Origin of the sequence: Filimonas lacunae (assembly GCF_002355595.1) — a bacterium.
Lineage (GTDB): Bacteria > Bacteroidota > Bacteroidia > Chitinophagales > Chitinophagaceae > Filimonas > Filimonas lacunae.
In genome coordinates, this window is record NZ_AP017422.1 from 2,407,167 (window position 1) to 2,426,080 (window position 18,914).

General features: G+C 42.1%; 17 protein-coding genes and 1 tRNA gene. 9 read left to right on the top strand and 9 right to left on the bottom strand.

Annotated elements, in window-relative coordinates:
- Positions 1-2: 2 nt before the first annotated feature.
- The 6 genes from FLA_RS09410 to FLA_RS09430 all read left to right on the top strand — a co-directional run bounded on the left by FLA_RS09410 (position 3) and on the right by FLA_RS09430 (position 7,626).
- Positions 3-1,676 (top strand): ATP-binding cassette domain-containing protein, encoded by a 1,674-nt coding sequence (locus FLA_RS09410; RefSeq protein ID WP_084206324.1) that lies wholly within the window; start codon positions 3-5, stop codon positions 1,674-1,676.
- A gap of 24 nt (positions 1,677-1,700) precedes the next feature.
- The gene (locus FLA_RS09415) at positions 1,701-4,124 is read left to right on the top strand and encodes an outer membrane beta-barrel family protein (RefSeq protein ID WP_076380234.1); all 2,424 of its coding nucleotides are present in this window, start codon (positions 1,701-1,703) and stop codon (positions 4,122-4,124) included.
- A 34-nt stretch (positions 4,125-4,158) separates the two neighbouring features.
- Entirely contained in the window at positions 4,159-4,653 is a 495-nt protein-coding gene (locus FLA_RS09420) for a TPM domain-containing protein (RefSeq protein ID WP_076380235.1), read from the top strand.
- Between the two features lie 18 nt (positions 4,654-4,671).
- Positions 4,672-6,612: a prenyltransferase/squalene oxidase repeat-containing protein gene (locus FLA_RS09425; RefSeq protein WP_076380236.1), complete on the top strand. Its 1,941-nt coding sequence runs from the start codon at positions 4,672-4,674 to the stop codon at positions 6,610-6,612.
- Positions 6,613-6,726: 114 nt separating this feature from the next.
- The gene (locus FLA_RS31945; RefSeq protein WP_262495971.1) at positions 6,727-6,849 is read left to right on the top strand and encodes a hypothetical protein; all 123 of its coding nucleotides are present in this window, start codon (positions 6,727-6,729) and stop codon (positions 6,847-6,849) included.
- 66 nt (positions 6,850-6,915) lie between these two features.
- Positions 6,916-7,626, top strand: a complete 711-nt coding sequence (locus tag FLA_RS09430; protein ID WP_084206325.1) for a thioesterase II family protein — start codon at positions 6,916-6,918, stop codon at positions 7,624-7,626.
- Here FLA_RS09430 and FLA_RS09435 read toward each other — a convergent pair.
- A complete protein-coding gene (locus FLA_RS09435; protein WP_159445131.1) occupies positions 7,607-8,248 on the bottom strand; it encodes a 4'-phosphopantetheinyl transferase family protein in 642 nt (213 codons plus the stop codon). The two genes, FLA_RS09430 and FLA_RS09435, sit on opposite strands and share 20 nt — an antisense overlap.
- Before the next feature lie 460 nt (positions 8,249-8,708).
- Between FLA_RS09435 and FLA_RS09440 the strand changes: the two genes are divergently transcribed.
- A tRNA-Arg gene (locus FLA_RS09440) sits at positions 8,709-8,782 on the top strand.
- A 489-nt stretch (positions 8,783-9,271) separates the two neighbouring features.
- Here FLA_RS09440 and FLA_RS09450 read toward each other — a convergent pair.
- Positions 9,272-9,622 (bottom strand): winged helix-turn-helix transcriptional regulator, encoded by a 351-nt coding sequence (locus FLA_RS09450; protein WP_076380238.1) that lies wholly within the window; start codon positions 9,620-9,622, stop codon positions 9,272-9,274.
- A 106-nt stretch (positions 9,623-9,728) separates the two neighbouring features.
- Between FLA_RS09450 and FLA_RS09455 the strand changes: the two genes are divergently transcribed.
- Positions 9,729-10,691: a zinc-binding dehydrogenase gene (locus FLA_RS09455; protein ID WP_159445132.1), complete on the top strand. Its 963-nt coding sequence runs from the start codon at positions 9,729-9,731 to the stop codon at positions 10,689-10,691.
- Between the two features lie 335 nt (positions 10,692-11,026).
- Here FLA_RS09455 and FLA_RS09460 read toward each other — a convergent pair whose 3' ends face one another.
- The 5 genes from FLA_RS09460 to FLA_RS09480 form a co-directional block, all read right to left on the bottom strand.
- The gene (locus FLA_RS09460) at positions 11,027-11,284 is read right to left on the bottom strand and encodes a chitin binding peritrophin-A domain-containing protein (RefSeq protein WP_076380240.1); all 258 of its coding nucleotides are present in this window, start codon (positions 11,282-11,284) and stop codon (positions 11,027-11,029) included.
- A gap of 30 nt (positions 11,285-11,314) precedes the next feature.
- A complete protein-coding gene (locus FLA_RS09465) occupies positions 11,315-12,412 on the bottom strand; it encodes a DUF1573 domain-containing protein (RefSeq protein ID WP_076380241.1) in 1,098 nt (365 codons plus the stop codon).
- 391 nt (positions 12,413-12,803) lie between these two features.
- The gene (locus tag FLA_RS09470) at positions 12,804-13,697 is read right to left on the bottom strand and encodes an NmrA family NAD(P)-binding protein (protein WP_076380242.1); all 894 of its coding nucleotides are present in this window, start codon (positions 13,695-13,697) and stop codon (positions 12,804-12,806) included.
- Positions 13,698-13,798: 101 nt separating this feature from the next.
- A complete protein-coding gene (locus tag FLA_RS09475; protein WP_076380243.1) occupies positions 13,799-14,764 on the bottom strand; it encodes an NAD(P)-dependent alcohol dehydrogenase in 966 nt (321 codons plus the stop codon).
- A gap of 44 nt (positions 14,765-14,808) precedes the next feature.
- On the bottom strand, positions 14,809-15,546 hold the full coding sequence (locus FLA_RS09480; RefSeq protein WP_076380244.1) for an AraC family transcriptional regulator: 738 nt from the start codon (positions 15,544-15,546) through the stop codon (positions 14,809-14,811).
- Positions 15,547-15,736: 190 nt separating this feature from the next.
- Between FLA_RS09480 and FLA_RS09485 the strand changes: the two genes are divergently transcribed.
- Positions 15,737-16,174, top strand: a complete 438-nt coding sequence (locus FLA_RS09485) for a hypothetical protein (protein ID WP_076380245.1) — start codon at positions 15,737-15,739, stop codon at positions 16,172-16,174.
- 200 nt (positions 16,175-16,374) lie between these two features.
- On the opposite strand, the gene FLA_RS09490 is transcribed toward FLA_RS09485, so the two are convergent.
- Both FLA_RS09490 and FLA_RS09495 read right to left on the bottom strand, forming a co-directional pair.
- Positions 16,375-17,391 carry a TerC family protein gene (locus tag FLA_RS09490; protein WP_076380246.1) on the bottom strand — a complete coding sequence of 339 codons (1,017 nt, stop codon included), beginning with the start codon at positions 17,389-17,391 and terminating at the stop codon, positions 16,375-16,377.
- A 9-nt stretch (positions 17,392-17,400) separates the two neighbouring features.
- Entirely contained in the window at positions 17,401-18,912 is a 1,512-nt protein-coding gene (locus FLA_RS09495; RefSeq protein WP_076380247.1) for a helix-hairpin-helix domain-containing protein, read from the bottom strand.
- Positions 18,913-18,914: the final 2 nt, after the last annotated feature.

Here is an 18,914-nt window from a genome sequence, read left to right on the forward strand (position 1 = left end):
TCGTGGATTTATTAAAAATTCTGCAAAAAAGATCCAGGTTGTTTTATTTGTCCCTTTTGTTTCTGGGGATGATCAATGCGTTATGGTCTGCAGCACTGTTGTTGTTTATTAATGGAAAAATTGCTGGTGAGCATGCTTCTTTTCTGAATAATGACGACTGGCGTATTTATGTGGTACTGATAGTGATATCTTTTTTTACAGCCCGGTATTTTCAGAAATATATGATCAGTCTTACTTATGACCTTGGAAATGAATTGAATTTATCTGTGTTTCAAAGGTTACGTTTTTCTAATTATGAGGCCTATCTGAAACTGGGAGAGGAAAGAGTAAGGACTGTGATGTCTGATGTAGTTATTCTTCAACGGTTTCCGCAGGTGTTTATAGAATCGTTTAATGCAGGGGTAATGGTGCTGATTGGCCTGGGGTATCTTTTTTGGATAAATATGCTGAATGCATTTATAGTATCGGTGGTGTTGCTATTGCTGGGAGCTATTTATTACCTGCGTAATATGGCTATTCAAAAAGATCTTTCTGCTGCACGTGACCTGGCAAATGTGTATCAGCAAAATGTGAACGATTTTTTGCGCGGATTCAAGGAAGTGAAGATGAGCGCAGACAGGAGCGATACTATTTATGATCAATTTCTGGTACCCAATCGCAGTAAAGTAAAGGCGCTTACAGTAAAGAGCATTACCCGCCTGATGGGTAATGAATTGATTGGAACTTACTGCTGGTATGTGATGATAGGTGTGGTGCTTTTTCTGATACCTGTTATGCAAAAGAATGCGAATGACCACGGCGGCAGTTTTATTGTAACGCTTCTGTTTTTAATGGGCCCTGTGGCTGTTGTTATTACTCAGATTAAGGAGTTTACTTTAATGAGGATAGCTATGAACCGGATACAAGAGTTTAACACGCTGTTACATTCTGCCAGTTCTGGGCAGCTGAATCATGGTAGCGAGATGCCTGTGGGCGAAGCATTTGAAAGCATTCGTTTTGAAAATGTGGAGTATGAATATTTTGATGCCAAAAGAAAAGAAACATTTCGCCTGCAGCCGCTGAATCTGGAAATCAGGAAAGGAGATAGTTTGTTTGTTACGGGGGGCAATGGTAGTGGTAAAAGTACTTTTATTCAGCTGTTGTCGGGTTTGTACACTCCTATGTCTGGTACTATATACTGGAATGATATACCTGTGACTCCGGAGCATTATGCCTGGTATCGAAACCAGTTGTCCTGCATTTTTACGGATTGCTATTTGCCTGGTGAAAATTACGATGGCTTTCAGCTTTCCAGGAATAATGAGCAGCTGATGTTGTTGATTGAAAAAATGCAACTTTCAGACGTGATTGCTATTGATGAGCAGCATAACCGTATTTCCAACCAGCTATCGAAAGGGCAACAAAAGCGCCTGGCGCTTATTTATCTTCTGTTGGAGAATAAAGAAGTGATCGTACTGGACGAATGGGCGGCTGAGCAGGATCCTGTATTCAGAGGAGTTTTCTATAAAGAGATTATACCTGCCCTGAAGCGGGATGGCAAAACCGTGATTGCGGTTACTCATGACGATCAGTATTTCCACTGTGCAGAAAAGGTAGTACGTTTTGATTTTGGGAAAATTTCGGATATCCATATCAATGAATCTTTACTAACCAAAGAGGCTTTTCATTCATTATAACACCAAAATATCAAGCAAGCTGCTATGAAGACTTTTGTATTATTGATTTTTGCTTTACTGTCTGTGGCGCCAGGGAAGGGGCAGGCATTGCAAACGGGATCTATTACGGGAACAGTTGCCGGAAGTGGCAAAGGGGTGTTTGGCGCTACGGTTGCATTGCGAAGGAATGCGGATAAAACAACCGTGAAATTTGCAGTTACGGATAGTGTGGGTGCATTTGAATTTACAGGTATTGCGTATGGCTGGTATGTGGTATCTGTTACGGCTGTGGGATTTGAGAGGCGTGTGTCTGACTCTATAGGCTTACAGGCACCGGCCATTACCATAGCTGCTATTACACTTGAGGCAGAGGCTACGAATCTGGAGCAGGTGACCGTGAGTACGGTGAAGCCGCTTATTGAACAGAAGATTGATCGCACAATTGTGAATGTGGCCAATTCTGTTACCATGTCGGGCAATAATGGCGCGGAAGTGCTTGCTCAATTACCTGGGGTAGCTATCAGCGCCGGTGGTAAAATTACTGTAAAAGGTAAGGAGGGGGCTGTAGTGCTTATTAATGGCAGGTTAACTTATTTAACGGGTGGCGATCTGTCTAATTACCTGAAGGGCATGCAGGCCAGCCAGATTGAAAAAATTGAGATTATCAGTAATCCTTCTGTAAAGTATGATGCAGCAGGAAGCGGGGTGATTAATATTATTACTAAAACGGAAACCAGGAGAGGCTGGAATGCATCGCTGTCAACTGCTTACAGGCAGGGCGTGTATGCCAGTACAACCAATAGTCTGGCGGTGAATTACCGGACAGAGAAAGTGAATGCGGGTTTAACAATGGGATATCAGTTGTTAAACGGATTCCAGGATTACTATGTATTACGCAATCAGCGGGACGGAGCAGATAATGCTATTCAAAGCATTTTTGATCAGCATAGTTACCAGAAAACTACGAATAAGAGTGCTAATGCACGACTGAATATAGATTACTACATGAACGCCAAAACCGTATTAGGGTTAGGTGTTTCCTACTACGATAATCCTACTCATTCTACCGGTAATAATAATACAGTATTGAAACTGCCTGATGGTACGGTGCAGCAGCGTGTACTTGCTTCCACTTCTGCCAATGGTAGCTGGCGTAATCCTGCTTACAATGTTAACCTGAAGCACGCATTAAATGCAAAAGGGCAGAATATTGAGTTTGATGGTAATTACATCAGATATACCACTAACGATCAACAGTCGTTTGATAATTATTTTTATCAGCAGTTAGAGGAAAAACCTGATACAGCTGAACTGTTCAGGGCAAGGTTGCCGCGTACTATTAAGATTGCAACAGGGAAAGTAGATTATGTGTTGCCATTGGGCGCGCACGACAAATTGGAAGCGGGTGTTAAGGGGAGTGATGTGCGTACAGATAATAATGCCATGTATTTTAATGAAGTGGCTTCGCATCTTGTGGCGGACAGTGCTGCCAGTAACCACTTTTTGTATAAAGAGCGCGTGTTGGCTTCTTACCTCAATTATAAAAAGCAATTGGGTAAAATGGGTGTGCAGGCCGGTGTGCGTGTGGAAAATACCGCTTCTAAAGGCTCCCTGCTAACTACAGGTGAAGTAAACAAGAGAAATTATACACAGTGGTTTCCTTCTGTAGGGCTGGAATATAAGATGAATGAATCTCATACATTGGGTGTTAGTTACAGCAGACGTATTGAACGGCCGGAGTATCAAAGTTTAAATCCGTTCAGATATTATGTAGATAAATACACTTTTGAAGAGGGGAATTCTTTTCTGCTGCCGCAAACTGCTGATAATATAGAGCTTAATTATCTGCTGATGGGCGGGCTTTTGTCTGCCACAGCTTCTTATAGTCGTACGAATAATCCTATTCAAAGCGTAGTGCTTCAAAATCCTGAGAAAAACGAAACTTATTTAAAGCCTCAAAACCTGGATAAAAGGGAGGTGATGGGGATTCAGCTGAGCTCCGTAGTTCCCTTATCGGAAAAGCTTACTTCTACCTGGAATATTTTACTGAATAATACCCGTATTACCGGTGTTATAAACGAGCTGCCTTATACTCTGGAGCAGTTCCAGTTTTATGGCTCAGTGCTTAACCAATGGAAGTTTGCCGAAGGGTGGTCGGCTGAATTATATGGATTGTATAGTTCTTCCAGTATAGAAGACGCCTTTGTTCGCAGGCCATATGGTACTATCAGCGCGGGTGTTTCTAAAACGATTCTGAATAAAAAAGGGTCGGTTCGTTTAAGTGGGGCGGATGTTTTTTACTGGAACAAACTGGTGGCTTATAGCCGCTATCAGCACGTAGATGCTTTTCTGGACAATCGTTTTCAAACCAGGACTATTCGTCTGGCTTTTACTTACCGTATCAATAGTCCCGCCAAAGTCGCTGCTAAAACCTTGCCGGAAGAAACTGACCGGGTGCGGATGAAGTAATAGTTCATTCTTTATTCATTTATAAATAAAATTTATGCGTATTAAACAAATGATTTCTGCAGGTTTATTTTCTGTGTTTTTATTGAGCGCTCAATTTTCTTTTGCTCAGTTAAAGGGTGTAGTAACGGATGATGCGAATGTGCTTACTCCTGCTACTGAAACAACTTTGCTTCAGCAATTGCAGAAGGAAGAGAAGGAGTCGGGTAACAAGATTTATGTATATACTGTAAAGGTGTATAATCAGAAGGATATAGACAATCTGCTTGCAGGGGCTGCCAAAACGGTTGTGGCTTCTAAAAGTGGCAAGAAGAGCGGTGCTATACTGCTGGTAGTATCTCCTGAAAGCAGGAAGATTAAGATTATAGCCAGTGAAGGATTGGAAGACAGGCTGAATAATGAAATGTGTACGCAGCTGATTAAATCGGAGATAGTGCCTCCTGTTAAAAAAGGAGATTATGATACGGGTGTTAAGGCAGGTGTGGCAGCTTTGCAAAAAGCCCTGAAGGGTGCATATGTAAGCAGGGATTAACCTTTTAATAGCCTGTGAATGATACAAACCTATAAAACATTAATAGAGTCGTTGTCGTTTGATGCGGCCACTGAACAGGAACTGTTGAAAGAGCAGGTGTTGCAGGAGCATTATTTTTACCTGCACCTTGTGCTGTATTTGTCTCCGGCCTATCCTTCTGTGCCGGAGCCTGTTAAGAAAAAATTGGGAGCGGCGGTTTACTTGTATTTCAGGTTTGCACTTGCCTGTGATAAAATGATTGACCAGGAGAAAAGCACCAATTCTGGTATTCAGCAATTTTTTGTTCAGATTCGGTTGCTAGAGGCGGCTGTCAGAGAGTTGTCTGCATTGTTTCCATCAGGACATGTGTTCTGGCAATACTTTGAAAAAAGCAGGACAGAATATATCCGGACCATGCTGGTTGAAAAGAAACTGGCTGGTGAAGGAGGATATATTACTGTGGAGCAATTTGAAAAGCTGGCGGCCGGAAAATCTGCTTTGTGTTATGCGGTTCCCATTGCTATCAGCCTGTTACAGGATACGGCAGAGATGGCTACCGATTCGCTGCAGCGATGCCTGGAATATTTGCACATAGGTTTTCAGTATATGGATGACATAGATGATTTTTTGAAAGACGTAAAAAGTGGTCAGCCTAACATTGCCGACAGTCTTCTGAGGAAGAAACTGGAAGAGGAGGGGGTATCGGGAACGCTGGCAGAGGAAGAGCGTTATAAGTTGATGTTTCTTTCGGGAGTAGCTACCGCATGCCTGCAAAATGCCATTACGTGGTTTGAGAAAAGCAGAGCGGAAATAGCTTCTTTTTCATTGGCAAAACTGGATGGTTTTATTACAGGCTTTGTGAAAAAATGCCTGGACCAGCTAAGGGCTATTGAGTTGTTGATTGAAAAAGCCAGGGTTAAGGCCAGCTGTAGCAAAGAGCAGGTAGCTGGTGGCGCCTATGCCGGCGCAGAGGCTATTAGAAGCGCTATTGAAAAGGGCAGGGCTTTCCTGGCTGCTGCTATGCAGGGAGATGGCAGTTGGACTGACTTTTTAACCAATGCGGGTCTGGGGCGCAACTGGATAACGGCATATGTGGCTATGAACCTGGCTGAAGCAGGTGAGGTTGCTGTTATTCCTGATAAGGCGGCAGAACTATTAAACAGTTCGCATTTCAAAGGGGCTTTTAATGACCAGATTAAGGAAGATGGCGATTCTCTTAATTTTCTGGTTGGTTACCTGAATAGTAGTAAAGGAACTGTAAGCAATAATTTATGGCAGGACTGGCGTTCGTTTTGCAATGATGCAGGTGGCTGGCGTACTTATCAGGATGCCGATGTATTGAAGCGGATATTGGGCCTGGAAGATGTGGCTGATGTCAGCGGATGGTTATCGGCTAAATCGTGTGTAAGTGCTGCAGCGTTATATGTATTAGCTAAGCAGGATGGCGACAGTGTTTTATATCATCGTACCGCAGGCTTTCTTATGAATGAACAAATGCCGGAAGGTTACTGGAAATCGTACTGGTGGTCGAGCCCGGTTTATGCTACCGCTTTTGCTTTACAGGCTTTGTCTGTTTCGCGGACTTATCAACAGGCTTGTGCCAAAGCTGCGGACTGGTTAAAGTCGCAACAGGCTGCCAATGGAGCATGGAGCAGTGATATAGTAGTGGAAGAAAGTCCATTGTATACTGCTATGGCTATGAAGGCCCTGCTTTGTTATAATACTTCCCTTTACGATAACTCTATCCGGCAGGCGTGTAAATGGTTGCTGGATAATCAAACTACTGATGGCAGTTGGCAGAGTTCTTTTGCCTTGTTGGTGCCTGCACCGGATTTTCATGAATCTGAAGCGGTGCAGCAATGGAGCCGGGGTTCGTTTGGTGTAAATATTATTGTAGAGGATCATTATCGGGTGTTTTCCACTGCTACGATTGTGAATGCGCTGGAATGCTTACTGGAAAAGAAAATACAGTTAAACTGATCATTACATCATAAAGAGGCTAGCAATTCTGGTTTGAGGCAATGGGCAGGTTCAGGCCGGAATTAAAATCAATTGCCCTTATTAATTTATTCTTTAACAAAAAAATGAAAACACATGATGACAGCTTCAACCATTAAAGCAGAACAGACTTTAAGCCTGACTACACTGGCTGAATTTTTTGACATTTCTGACCTGCAAAAGAAAGCAGAGTTCTACACATGGGATTATGATTTTTAGTTTCTGCTGTTTAATTCTCTGAATTGAGGGCTGGTTATTATGCCAGCCCTTTTTTAAACAAAAGCTATGATTAAACCACAATTATTTTTATTGCATTTTGCCGGTGGCAACTGTTATTCTTACTTGCCTTTATCTGCGCTGCTGAAAGAGTTTGATGTAGTGTCTTTGGAATTGCCAGGCCGTGGGCAAAGACTGGATGAGCCTTTGCTAAAAGATTATGATCTGGCTGTACAGGATATATTCCATCAGATAACTTCAAAGCTTTCGGGTGCAAGGTTTATGCTGTATGGGCATAGTATGGGTGCCTACCTGGCTTTAAGTGTGTGTGCCATGCTCGAAGATGCAGGTAAATATCCTGCTTACCTGGTAGTGAGCGGTAATGCCGGGCCTGGACTGCGTGAAAAAAGAAATACTTATTTGCTGGAACATCGTTTGTTCTGGAAAGAAGTGCAGTCGTTAGGAGGCATAGCTGATGAATTGCTTGCGAGTATGGAATGGGTAGCATTATTTGAGCCTGTATTGAGGGCTGATTATGAAATTGTAGAAAGAGAGGATATGGATACTTCTACCCTGGTGCAAGCGCCTATTTACGCACTGATGGGGGATAAGGAAGAGCAAGTTGAGGCTATTGGTAACTGGGGCAGGTATACTGCTTCGGCTTTTGAGTGGGTCATTCTGAAGGGAGATCATTTTTTTATTTTTAGCCAGGCTGCTGCATTAACTAATGCTATTAAAAAATGTTATGCAACAGTAACCGTTACTGTAATTCCATCTTGATAAACTCAACGTGCGTGCATTCGAAGCTGTTGGCTATGTGTCCTATGTAGCCTGGGAAAAAGTGGATAGGCGCAAGATGCCAGTTGTTGTTATCAAAGCTAACTTTCGGATGGATGACTGATAGCTGGGATAAATGATCTGTTAAACCTCTGCCATCTGCTTTTAATACTGCTTCCTTTTTTGTCCAGTACTCATAGAATGTATGCAGGGGAGTGGCTGCCTGTTGAATTTGTTGCCATTCCTGTATGGTAAACTGATTTTTAAAGTCGTTAATATCCAAATCTTTGCATTGCTCTATGTCTACGCCAACCGGACCTTGTTGGCCAACTGCACATATTACCAGGTTGCCGGAATGTGAGATGTTAAAAGGATAGAAGCCTTGAATGGTGGGTTTTTGGTATTTATTATAGCTGATATTGTGTAAGGTGAAAGTGCCTGATGCAGCCTGTAGTGCCTGTAGCAACAGGTGTTTTCCTAATACATAAGCGTGTGCGCTTTCCCATTTTTTATACCTGGTTGCCTGTTGCTGCATTTCTGGTGGAAGCGCCAGTTGCAAGGCTGTAAATTGATGGGAAGGTAAAGGTTGATAGAAGTAGCTATAATATATGGTGAAAGATGTCATCTTTTCAAAGGTTTGGAGTAAAGGTATTTTTGGTTTGAATATAAAAATTTTGTCTGTTGCAAGGTGTCTGAAGTTGTTGCTGAAAGCAGCAGGTGTTGCCATGTATTTTGGGGGGTATTGGTGACTGTTACCAGTGTGTCGGGATACTCATAAAAGTGCGGCCTTTTTCATCTTTAGCCCATATCCAGCCGTGTGTAAACAATAAGAGGAGGTTGGAGGAACAGAACCGGCGTTTGAGTGGTAAGATGAATGAATGTGAACAGGTTAGATGGAAAAGCAATAGTATATGTGGGGATTTGGGATGTTGCATGTTTTTTTTAGGCTGTTTTAGGTGTCTAATTTAAGTAATTACGGAGGTTTTTCTATTTTTACAGTAGCAAATGTACCGGGTCAGAAAAAAAACTTAAACGATTCTTGGTTAATATGTTGGAGATCATTACTTTTGCCACCCTTACAACAAGTCTTGGTAGCTCAGCTGGATAGAGCAACTGCCTTCTAAGCAGTAGGTCATTGGTTCGAATCCAATCCGGGACACTGAATTGGACAAGTCGCAAATTTCGCTGGCTTGTCCTTTTTTATTTTTGCTAAAACCCGCTCCCAGACTATATATACTTGTGCAGCTTCATTGATTTTTGTGGTTCGAAATCTGCCGGATCGATTTGTTTAGAGGAAAGCCTCTCTCGGATATAAGAAATCTTTTCTTCTAATTCTTTTATTTGCTTAATAAGAGTTGTCTTTTCATCCTGTGAATTGCTTGTTTGCTCGTGCCAGTTTTCTAATAGCAATATTTATAAAATCTCACGAAATTCAGGACATGGAGTAAATTGTTTGAGTTCGTATAAAAACGCATAGTTTACTGTTTCGGCAGAAAAGCGTCAGGAGCAGCCATCAAAGCAGTGGTAGTAAGAATAATACTTGGATTTGCCTTTTGAAGCGGGCATCACCTGTATCCATTTGTCAGGGCTTTTTTCCAGGATAAATATTAAAACATTGGTAAGGATATTGTTGGCGTTGGGGCCGGCTTTAGATGTTGTATTTCGTGGCCCATTCTACCATGGCTATAAATACCGGACGAAGATCGTTTCCGCTTACGCTAAGGCTATATTCTACGTGCTGGGGTTTGTTTTCTATTACTGTACGTATGATTATGCCATCTGCCTCAAGCTCTTTCAGTGTCTGGAACAGCATTTTTTCAGAGATGGCGGGTATTGCTCTTTTTAATTCTCCATATCGTTTAATGCCACCAGTGAGTTGATAAAAAACCAATGGTTTCCATCTGCCCCCCATTTTGAAAAGGGTGAATGTTACGGGGCACTTAGTAACAATAATTCTTTGATTATGCTGATTGCTGGAGCTGTCTTTAATGGTCGTCATACTACATACTTTAGGGTAGGTACTTGTTACACAACAATTGCAAAAATAGCTTTGCCTATGAAATAAAGAAGATAAAATGAAAGCGATAGTTATTAAAGGGCCGGGTATGTTGGATGTGAAAGATGTGCCGCAACCAGGTTCACCAGTTAAAGGGCATCTGGTTGTTAAAATGCAGGCAATGGGGGTAAACGGCGGAGATGTATTGGATATATCCGGTGCTATGCCGCAAGGCTTTTTTCCTAAGAGCCGGCATAATATAGCTGGTGTGTCAGGAGTGGGTACTGTGGTGGAGACAGGTGAGGGGGTGCCAGACGGATACAAAGGCAAAAATGTAACAGTGTATCGTTCTTTGTTATTTAGTGACGATATTATAGGAACATGGAGTGAGTATGTTCAGTTACATTACCTGCACTGTGTAATATTACCTGATACAGTTAATCCGCGCGATTATGCTGGTTCACTGGTTAACAATATAACCGCCTTTGCTTTCTTACAGCAGGTGAAGGCAGAGGGACATAAGGGCATTATCGCTACGGCAGCAAATTCTGCGACAGGTTTGTCAATGCTTGGAGTGTGCCAGGCGTATGGGGTGCCATTAATAATGCTAGCAAGAAATGAGGTTGCCCGCGAGGAGCTGAAATCTTTGGGTGCTAAGCATGTGCTGGTACAGAATAGCCCCGGATATCAACAAAATTTACAGCAAGCTGCACAAGAATTGCAAACGACGGCTGTTTTTGACGGTGTTGGAGGAGCTGCATTAAATTCTGTGATGGAGGTGTTACCGGCAGGAACCAGTGTTTATAGTTATGGATATCTGGGAGGTGGAGAGCCGCTGAATTTTCATACACGGGTTTTGATGAAAGGAATTACACTTAAAGGATTCAGTAACTTCAGAACAGCTACGGTGAAGGAGCCGCTTTTGTTAGAACAGGCGCTGAGTGAGCTGGGCAAAATTATAGGTAACCCGCATTTTGCTACTAAAGCCGGTATGCAGTTTAGATTTTCACAAATAGAAGAAGCGTTTGCTTTTGCTACTTCAGGTAAAGGGAAGGCAATTCTAATTCCTTAAGGTAACAATACGGCGATAGTTATATGGACTATGTAAAACGTTTTACTCAAAGCAGGTATCGGGTCGGGAGAGCTATTTAAAAGGTGCACGTGTCGGGTATTTTGCCCCAATATAGGATAATGGTGTAAAACACAAAAGAGGACATGGGAATGCTCAATATATTTTAGAAGGAGTGGTGGGCTTATACTTCTTATCCTGCTCCGCAATGAACCCGAAGTACAAGGGAGTGACACGACGAAGCTGCCGTTAGAACAGCTGCCGGCTACAAAAAAACTATAAAAAAAACATACAAACCACTCCGGGCTTCACAAAGACCGGAGTGGCTTTGAAGGCGCTTAGTTGTAGAGACAAGGGCAGTCTGCCATGTCTTCTGGAAACACGCAAACATTTGAGGCGCAGTTAAAGAAAGTACCGCCCTGGCATTCAAAGGCTACAGGAACGCCGGAGTCGCAAACATAGAAGACTTCGCAATGAATATCGTCCGGTAAAAGAACGGGCAACTCGCCATCTTCTTCCGGACAGAAACCGACAGGGTTGGCGTTGAGTACGGTTGCTGTCAGCAGCAACAGGAGGATCAAGGTTAACTTTCTCATTGTTCGTGTATTTGATGGATAAAAAATGACTTAAGGAGCAACCTCCCCGGTAAGGGTGGCCTGTAGCGGGTTGTTGGCTGCATTGGAGTAAATGCGGAGCGTCCGTCGTACGTTACCTTCCCCTTTAGCGGAAAAGGTAAGATGTACTACACTGCTGTCGCCAGGCAGGATGGCTGCTTTGTCAAACGTTGCTGCGGTACAGGCACAATCTGTATACACTGCCTGGATGACCAAAGGCTTTTTCCCGGTGTTGGTAATGGGGTAAGGAACAGAAGTTGTACTATGGTTCTTTACGATGCCCATATGTGCGGTATCGCTGATGGCATGTATAAAAGGCTCATTCTTTTCGTTATAGGCGGGGTCAATAATCAACCGCATTTCCTTCAACGCCTGCACATTCAGGAGGGCAGTGAGCGGTGTGATACCGGATAAGGCAACGGTAGCATACTGCCTGGCTCGCAGGGTATCGCCCGTAAACCGGAAAAAGCGAGCGGTCAACTGCTGGTTGTAAAAGGAGGGGCGCTGTTGTACATGTGTTTCTAAAAGTTTCGCATAGGCCTGCATGAACAGGGGTGCTGTAATGATTTTGGCAAAGATGCTGTCTGTTTTGGCTTTATCCTGAAAATTCGCATTTGTTGCGCGGATGTATTCTGCTTTACTGACCTGGGAAGAATCTTTAAACCGTGTCATTTCCACGTAGGAGTTACCGGCTGCAATACCGGCTACATATTTTCTCATATCTGCCAGAGAGATGTTGCCAGCTATGACGGCTTTTGTCTGTAACTGTTTATCGAGCACGGCAAAAGTGGGGAAGGTACCGCTGTGAAGCAGTGCTGCCAGCCATTGCTGCCCGGAGTCTGTAAAGTTAATCCTGGCCACCACAAAATTGCTGTCAATGATATTTTTAAATGCCTGGTTAGTAATGTAATCTGTTTCAAACAGCTTACACACATGGCAGTCGGTTTGCCCGGATAAGAGCAACAGGCCTTTCTGATTGTCTTTGGCTGCCTGCAGCGCTTCATTCAGTGAGACATTCCGGAGTATTGCAGGCTCTTTTTTATTTTGACAGGCGTTCAGGAAGAGGGTACAGAAGAAGAGCAGCCAGGGAAAGGGTGTTTTTAAAAGCATTCTATTTTGTTTGGTCTGTGATAAATATAAATAAGTTATTTAATAAAATGTAATATGAGTAGAGAATGTTTTAATGTAAGGTTTTTGAAACAGCGAGGAGTATTGATGTGTTGTGTTGATGTTCCTCTTAAATAATTAATTGTTCCGGTGTATGTCAAATCCGGTATTCAGGCTGCCACGCTATCATGAACAGGGAGGAGTCGTAGAAACTATATTTAGTGGCTGTTTTCTTCTTTCTCCCTTTAAAAATCACTGTGGTTTGTTGTATCCTCCCTTTCCTGCCGTAAGTCGCGGGGCCATGCTTGTATGCGGCTTATTATTATTGGAATGTTCCCGAACAATCCGGATTCCTTGGTGATGGTTGGGTAAGAAAAATAGTAACCGCCATTTATCATTTATGAAAAACGGGAGCGTAAACATCCCTTGCAAATTCTTCTGCTGTGGTGGGAGTGGTAGTTGACGTATCTCTTTTTTGATAGTTCATCAATCCTGCTTTAATAGCTGTTGCCATCCCGATTAAATTATCAGCAAAATCATCTGAAAATCCATTGCTTAAAAATGCCTGTTTAGCCTGGTCTGCCGGGAATTGAACATAAGCCAGATCTGGTTTACCAATTGTATTGCCTGCAATGGCCGTTAACTCTCTGAGTGTGTAGTCGCGTGGGCCCATAACGGCGTGAACGCTTTTGCCGGTAAAATCAAGGTTCGACAGATGGCTCGCAGCAACAGCAGCTACATCTTTTGTGGCTACCATAGGAATGGCAATGTCGCCATCTGCTGCTGTATCATTGATTCCCATTTTCTTCACCACTCCAATCGTTCTTAAAATGTTTTCCATGAAATAAGCAGAACGTAGGTGTAACACGTTTACATTTTTAAGTTGGTTCAGCCTTACTTCCTGCTCGGCAGTGCCGGCCATCATGCCATTTCCCTCGTGCATGTGCGAGCCTACGCTACTCATGTTTACGATGTATCTGATCCCTGACCGTTCAATGGCTTCGATCATGTTGCCTGTTACCTGTCGTTGGTAGGCTCTTGTGTTTGCAGCCGTAACATTGTCTGGTAATATCAAAAAGGCACTGTCTGCATTCCGGAAGGCATTGGCAAGGGTATCTACATCGTTAACATCTCCGGAGATAACTGCTGCCCCCATGCTGCGATATTTTTCCAGCTTATCGGTATTTCTTGCTATTAATGTTACCTGATGGCCCGCAGTAAGGAGGTTTTCTGAAATTTTACTACCAACTGTGCCTGTAGCGCCCAGGATTACTATTTTCTTTTTCATTTTGTCTTTTTTTATTCTTTATGATGATTGTTTTTTTTCAGACACAAAGGTGTTTAGAAGGTATCTGATAAACTTGTACCAGATCACTGTTCTGGCTATTGTTAACTGTTGTGCGTTGATGCTTCATTGAATTCTATGACTACTTTTCCGGTATAACCGCCTTTTTCGGCATATAGATAGGCTTCCTTGTATTGTGCAAACGGAAATGTTTTATTTACTTCTATCTGCAATCCCGTGTTGATGGCATTTAATAACATATCCATGTTTTTTGAGGAGGGATTGGATAGTATTACTACATGCTTTTTGCCGGTAAATACATTCTTAATAAGCGACGCTGGTATTTCAATGGGCTTTGGTACGGGGTTTAAAAACAGGGATTGGGGTTTCATTATTTTCCTGGCATTGGCATATCCCATTTTTCCTGACAAATCAATTATAATATCATAGTTGTTCTTTTGCTGAAGCACATGTTGCTTTGTGTAATCTACTACTATGTTTGCGCCCCATTTTTTAGCAAAGTCCATTGCATGGGTGCTGGTTACTGCTGTTATGCTTGCTGCTCTAGGTGTGAGCAGTTGTAATAGAAACATGCCCACTCCACCGGTGGCACCATTGACTAAGATGTTAGATTGAGCATTGATGTTGCCCATTTTTTGAATGGCGGTAATAGCAGCAGCGCCCACCACAGCAATGGATGCTGCCTGTGCATAAGTGATGTGGGAGGGTTTTTGCCATATTGTAGTAGCAGGTACAGCGATGTATTCAGTCAGTGCGCCTTCTTTCATTGTGTTTTTTACTACGCCAAATACTTCATCGCCTTTTTGGAACCGGGTTACAGATGCTCCTGTTTCTTCAATAATACCGGCAAAATCAACACCTGTGTGTTTGGGGAATTTGCTGCCTGACATCAGTTTCATTTCCCCTTTTCTTATTTTCCAGTCTAAGGGGTTAATAGAAACTGCTTTTACTTTTATCAGCACCTGGTTTGCCTGGATAGTAGGCAGGGATTCTTCCACAGTTTGTAATACATCTGTGTTGCCAAATTGGTGATACGTTATTGCTTTCATTGTGTTATCGTTTAATTGATAACACAAAATTGAAAATAGCCAGGCTAATAAACTTGTATCAGATCACTGTTTTGCTTTAGTGCCTTTGGTGGCATACCAAACATCTCATACATATACTTATTCAGCTGGGGCAGATCATAAAACCCTGTTTCGTAGGCAATATCGGTAAGGCTTCTTTCTTTTTCGGAAAGGGTGAGGTAGATAGCCTGGCGTAGCCTTGTCCACAACAGGTATTTTGAAAGGCTGCTCCCTGTTTGTTGTTTGAAAAGAGAGGCTAAACGGGAGGGGGATAGAAAGATTATATCGACAAATGTTTGTGGGGTAATGTCCTGCCGGTGGTAATTGGTTTTAATGTATTCTGTTATGATGGTTACTCTTTCATCATACTGGCTGGTGGGTAACTGTGCCAGTAGTGCCTGGATGATGTTGGTAATGCTCAGACTGTCATTTGCGGTCTGGAAAAAGGTATTGGTTTCGGATGGGGTACTAAAAACAATATAATCCTGATTTTCTGCAAATTGACCGGCAAGTTGAAGTCCTATATGGGAATAAGGCTCTATGTTGAGCACGTTTAATGTTCCTTTTTCGGCAACGCAAAAATGGGGCACCTGGGGCTTTATTAAAAAGCCATCTATGTGTTTATGTAACTTTCCGTTAATGGTGGATGTAAAAGGATTGTCGTTTGATAACACAATTTGATAGGCAGAATGATGATGGATTTCTACCGTGAGATTGTGTGCTTTGAGGGCAAGGATAAATGGTGTGTAAACCTGGCTTTTCATCCGTATTGAGTACTGTTGCTTGTAAATGGGTATAGCAGATAGGTAAGGCTATGTGCTAATGGTAAGGCAAATGTAATTAAATGTCAGAAATGAATAGAGTAGCTTATAGCAGGTGGAATGTGTGTGAGCAATTAGGAAAAGATTGGGAAATCGTATGGTTGTTTAGAGCAACTACATTGTACATTAGTTTATGGTTATTTCATTCGACCTGGACGATACTTTAATTGCTGGTGTGAAGCAGTTTGCTTTAGAACCCCAAACGTTATGGCAACGTCTGTTATCTAAAGAAAGGTTACGGGCCGGAACCTGTGAATTGATTACTGCCTTACGTAGCAGAGGGTATAAAATATACGTATACACCAGTTCTTATAGGTCTTTCAGGCGTATTAAATGGCTGTTCTGGTTATATGGTATCATGCTGGATAAAGTGATTAATAAAACGATTCACGACCGGGTAATGGGGCAGAGGGCTGGTTATATTTCTAAGTATCCGCCTGCGTTCCATATAGATATACACGTAGACGACTCGCCTGGCGTACTGCGGGAGGGTGAGTTGCATTCCTTCAAGGTTCTTGTTCTTTCAGAGAAAGAACAAGATTGGGTGAGGATGTTGCTTCAGTTGTTGTAAGTGATTTTTGTAATTGAAAGCAGCACAATTGTTGCCAAGAGGGAGATTTATTAAGCTGTTTGATCCTGAAAATAGAATACGTACCTATCTGCGCTAAAAATAAGTTGTTTAAACAGAAATGCGGAGAAAATATCCGTACTGACGAAAGTTGTTTCAGTACGGACGAGGCGTGGGTATGGTATTGCAAAAAAGTTATGTTGTTAATTTTTTTCCGGGAATAGGAGAGAAAGGATTACGGACAGCACTAAAATTCCCCCTACAATTCCTAGTGATACAGGAGAGGAAATATGGTACCAGGGGGAAATGATCATCTTTACACCAATGAATGTTAAAATAATTGACAAGCCAAAGGGGAGCTTGCTAAACATATGGATGAAGTTAGATAGCAGAAAGTATAGGGAGCGGAGACCAAGTATAGCAAAAATGTTAGAAGTGTATAGAATAAATGCATCCTTTGAAATAGCAAAGATGGCCGGAATAGAATCTACAGCAAACAATACATCTGTACATTCAATAACTGCAACTACAATAAGCAGTGGTGTTGCAAGCTTTATTCTATTCCTAACTGTGAAAAATTTATCTCCTTCGTATCTGTCACTTACATTGTAAAGTTTTCGTATAAATCGCGCCCCGGCTGAATCGCTGAAATCCTGCTCGTCTTCATCTTCGTTTTTACCCCAGGATTTTATGCCTGCAAATATCAGGAACAAGCCAAATGCCGTAAGAACAATATTTATATTCCAAATAAGTGGTCTGGCTCCGAAAAATTCCAGAATTGGGTTCAAATAGGTAAGGTTAATCAAGCCAACACCTGCAAATATGAATATGGCACGGAATATCAATGCTCCAAAGATACCCCAAAACAAAACTTTGTGGTGTAGCTCACGAGGAACTTTGAAGTAATTAAACACCAATATAAAAACGAAAAGATTGTCTATAGAAAGTGCTTTTTCTATCCAATAAGCAGCCTGAAATTGTGTGAACTTTTCAACTGCCAGTGTGCTGCTACTCTCATTTTGATTGAACACCCAAAATAGAATACCGGAAAATATCATTGCCAGGCTAATCCAGATGATTGACCATGTGATTGCTTCTTTTGAGGAAATTACATGACTTTTTTTATGAAAAATGCCCAGGTCTAACAGTAACATCAGTAGCACCGTAATGCTAAATAAGATAATCAGGCCTGGATGTAATTGTAAAATGCTTTGTTCCATTATTGTTAGTTATTGATTTGTAATAGTGATGTATAGTAGTCGTCCGCCTTCTTCGTTAGATAGCAATATTTTCTTACCGCTGATTAATTCTACCATTGCATTACGGGGAATGTCTTTGTTTTCTGTGAGATCTTTCATGCCATCAAGGCTTTGATTTACCAGTACCCATTTTTTATGGTAAATAGCAAAGTAGCCTACTGGCTTTTTGTCCTCTGCTGTCAGACTTTCGTTGCGGATAATTTTTTTGGAAACATGCCATTTAAAAAGGTACTGATTGTGGTAAACCATCAGTCGATGGCCTTCCGGTTTCCAGATATCGTTTTTAAACTTATAATATAAGTCAACAACTGGGAGGGTGCCTTTGTGCGCTGTTCCACAAAAAGGGCAAGTGGGTTTTGCTGTATTATCAAAAACATACCATTTTTCATCACAAGTTGTGTTGCTGCAGGGTTGTATCAGATCAACGGTTTTTAATAGTGCGGTTTCCCATTCGTTGGCTATAGGCCGTAACATGGGGTTGTGTAATCCATCAATAAAAGCGCGTTTAAACAACTCAGTGAGGTAAGGGCCTGTAATGGTATAGGGTATTTTATCCGGGTTGCCCCAGAAAGTATCCCATTTGCGTAACTGGTCTGCTTTTACTCTGTTCGTTTTGTTGGCAGGGTTTTCTACAAACAGCGCTTTTTCTCCCATAGCCATCAGTTCGTCTTTTTCTGCATCCTGATCCCATATTTTACTACCCCGCAAGGGATGTCTTCTAAGCAGGTACATATAAATGAGTATAGATAAAGCATGCAGGTCGGTCTGCTGGTTGGGTAGAATTCTTCCCGGATCTTTAAGGCTTAGATGTTTGGTCTTGAGTACTTCGGGCGCAATAAAATCAGCAGTGCCAATGACTTCTGGTGGAAACAGGCCAGGCACCACCAGTCCATCCAGATCTATGATGTTAGCAGATTTAGTAACAGGATCAATCAGTACGTTATTGTAGGAAAGGTCGGAGTGTGCCAGGCCCATCTGATGCATTTTCTTAACGCCACGGCAGATGCTGATGGCAATCTGGAAGTAGCTGAGCCAGTTTCCCAACTCTGACTTGTCAAGAGATAATGGATACTGTTTATTTCTGAACGAAGCAGCTGTGAACCATTTTCCGATCTTTTCTCCACCTTTGATATTGTCGCTGGATCCATAGCCTTTGCTAAAGAAAAAATGGGGGTTGTAAATAGGAACTATTACACCTGTTTTGCCTTCGCGTTCCACAGCATCATAGGGCCAACGGTAAATGTCCTGCAGGTAGTAGTCTGCCGCATTGCCTTTTTTAATGTTTTCAAGGTATAGTGTTACTATTCTTTTGATCCGGTCTTTTTGATTGAAGTCGAGCGGCTTTCTAAAGAAAGCTACTACATACTTTCTATCCGGTGAAAAGTAAACATCTTTGACGCCGCCTTGTTTTGGGTTACCATTGTCTATATACTCATAGTATTTTGACGGGTCAATAATTGAGTTAACCTTTACTGTGTGCATAG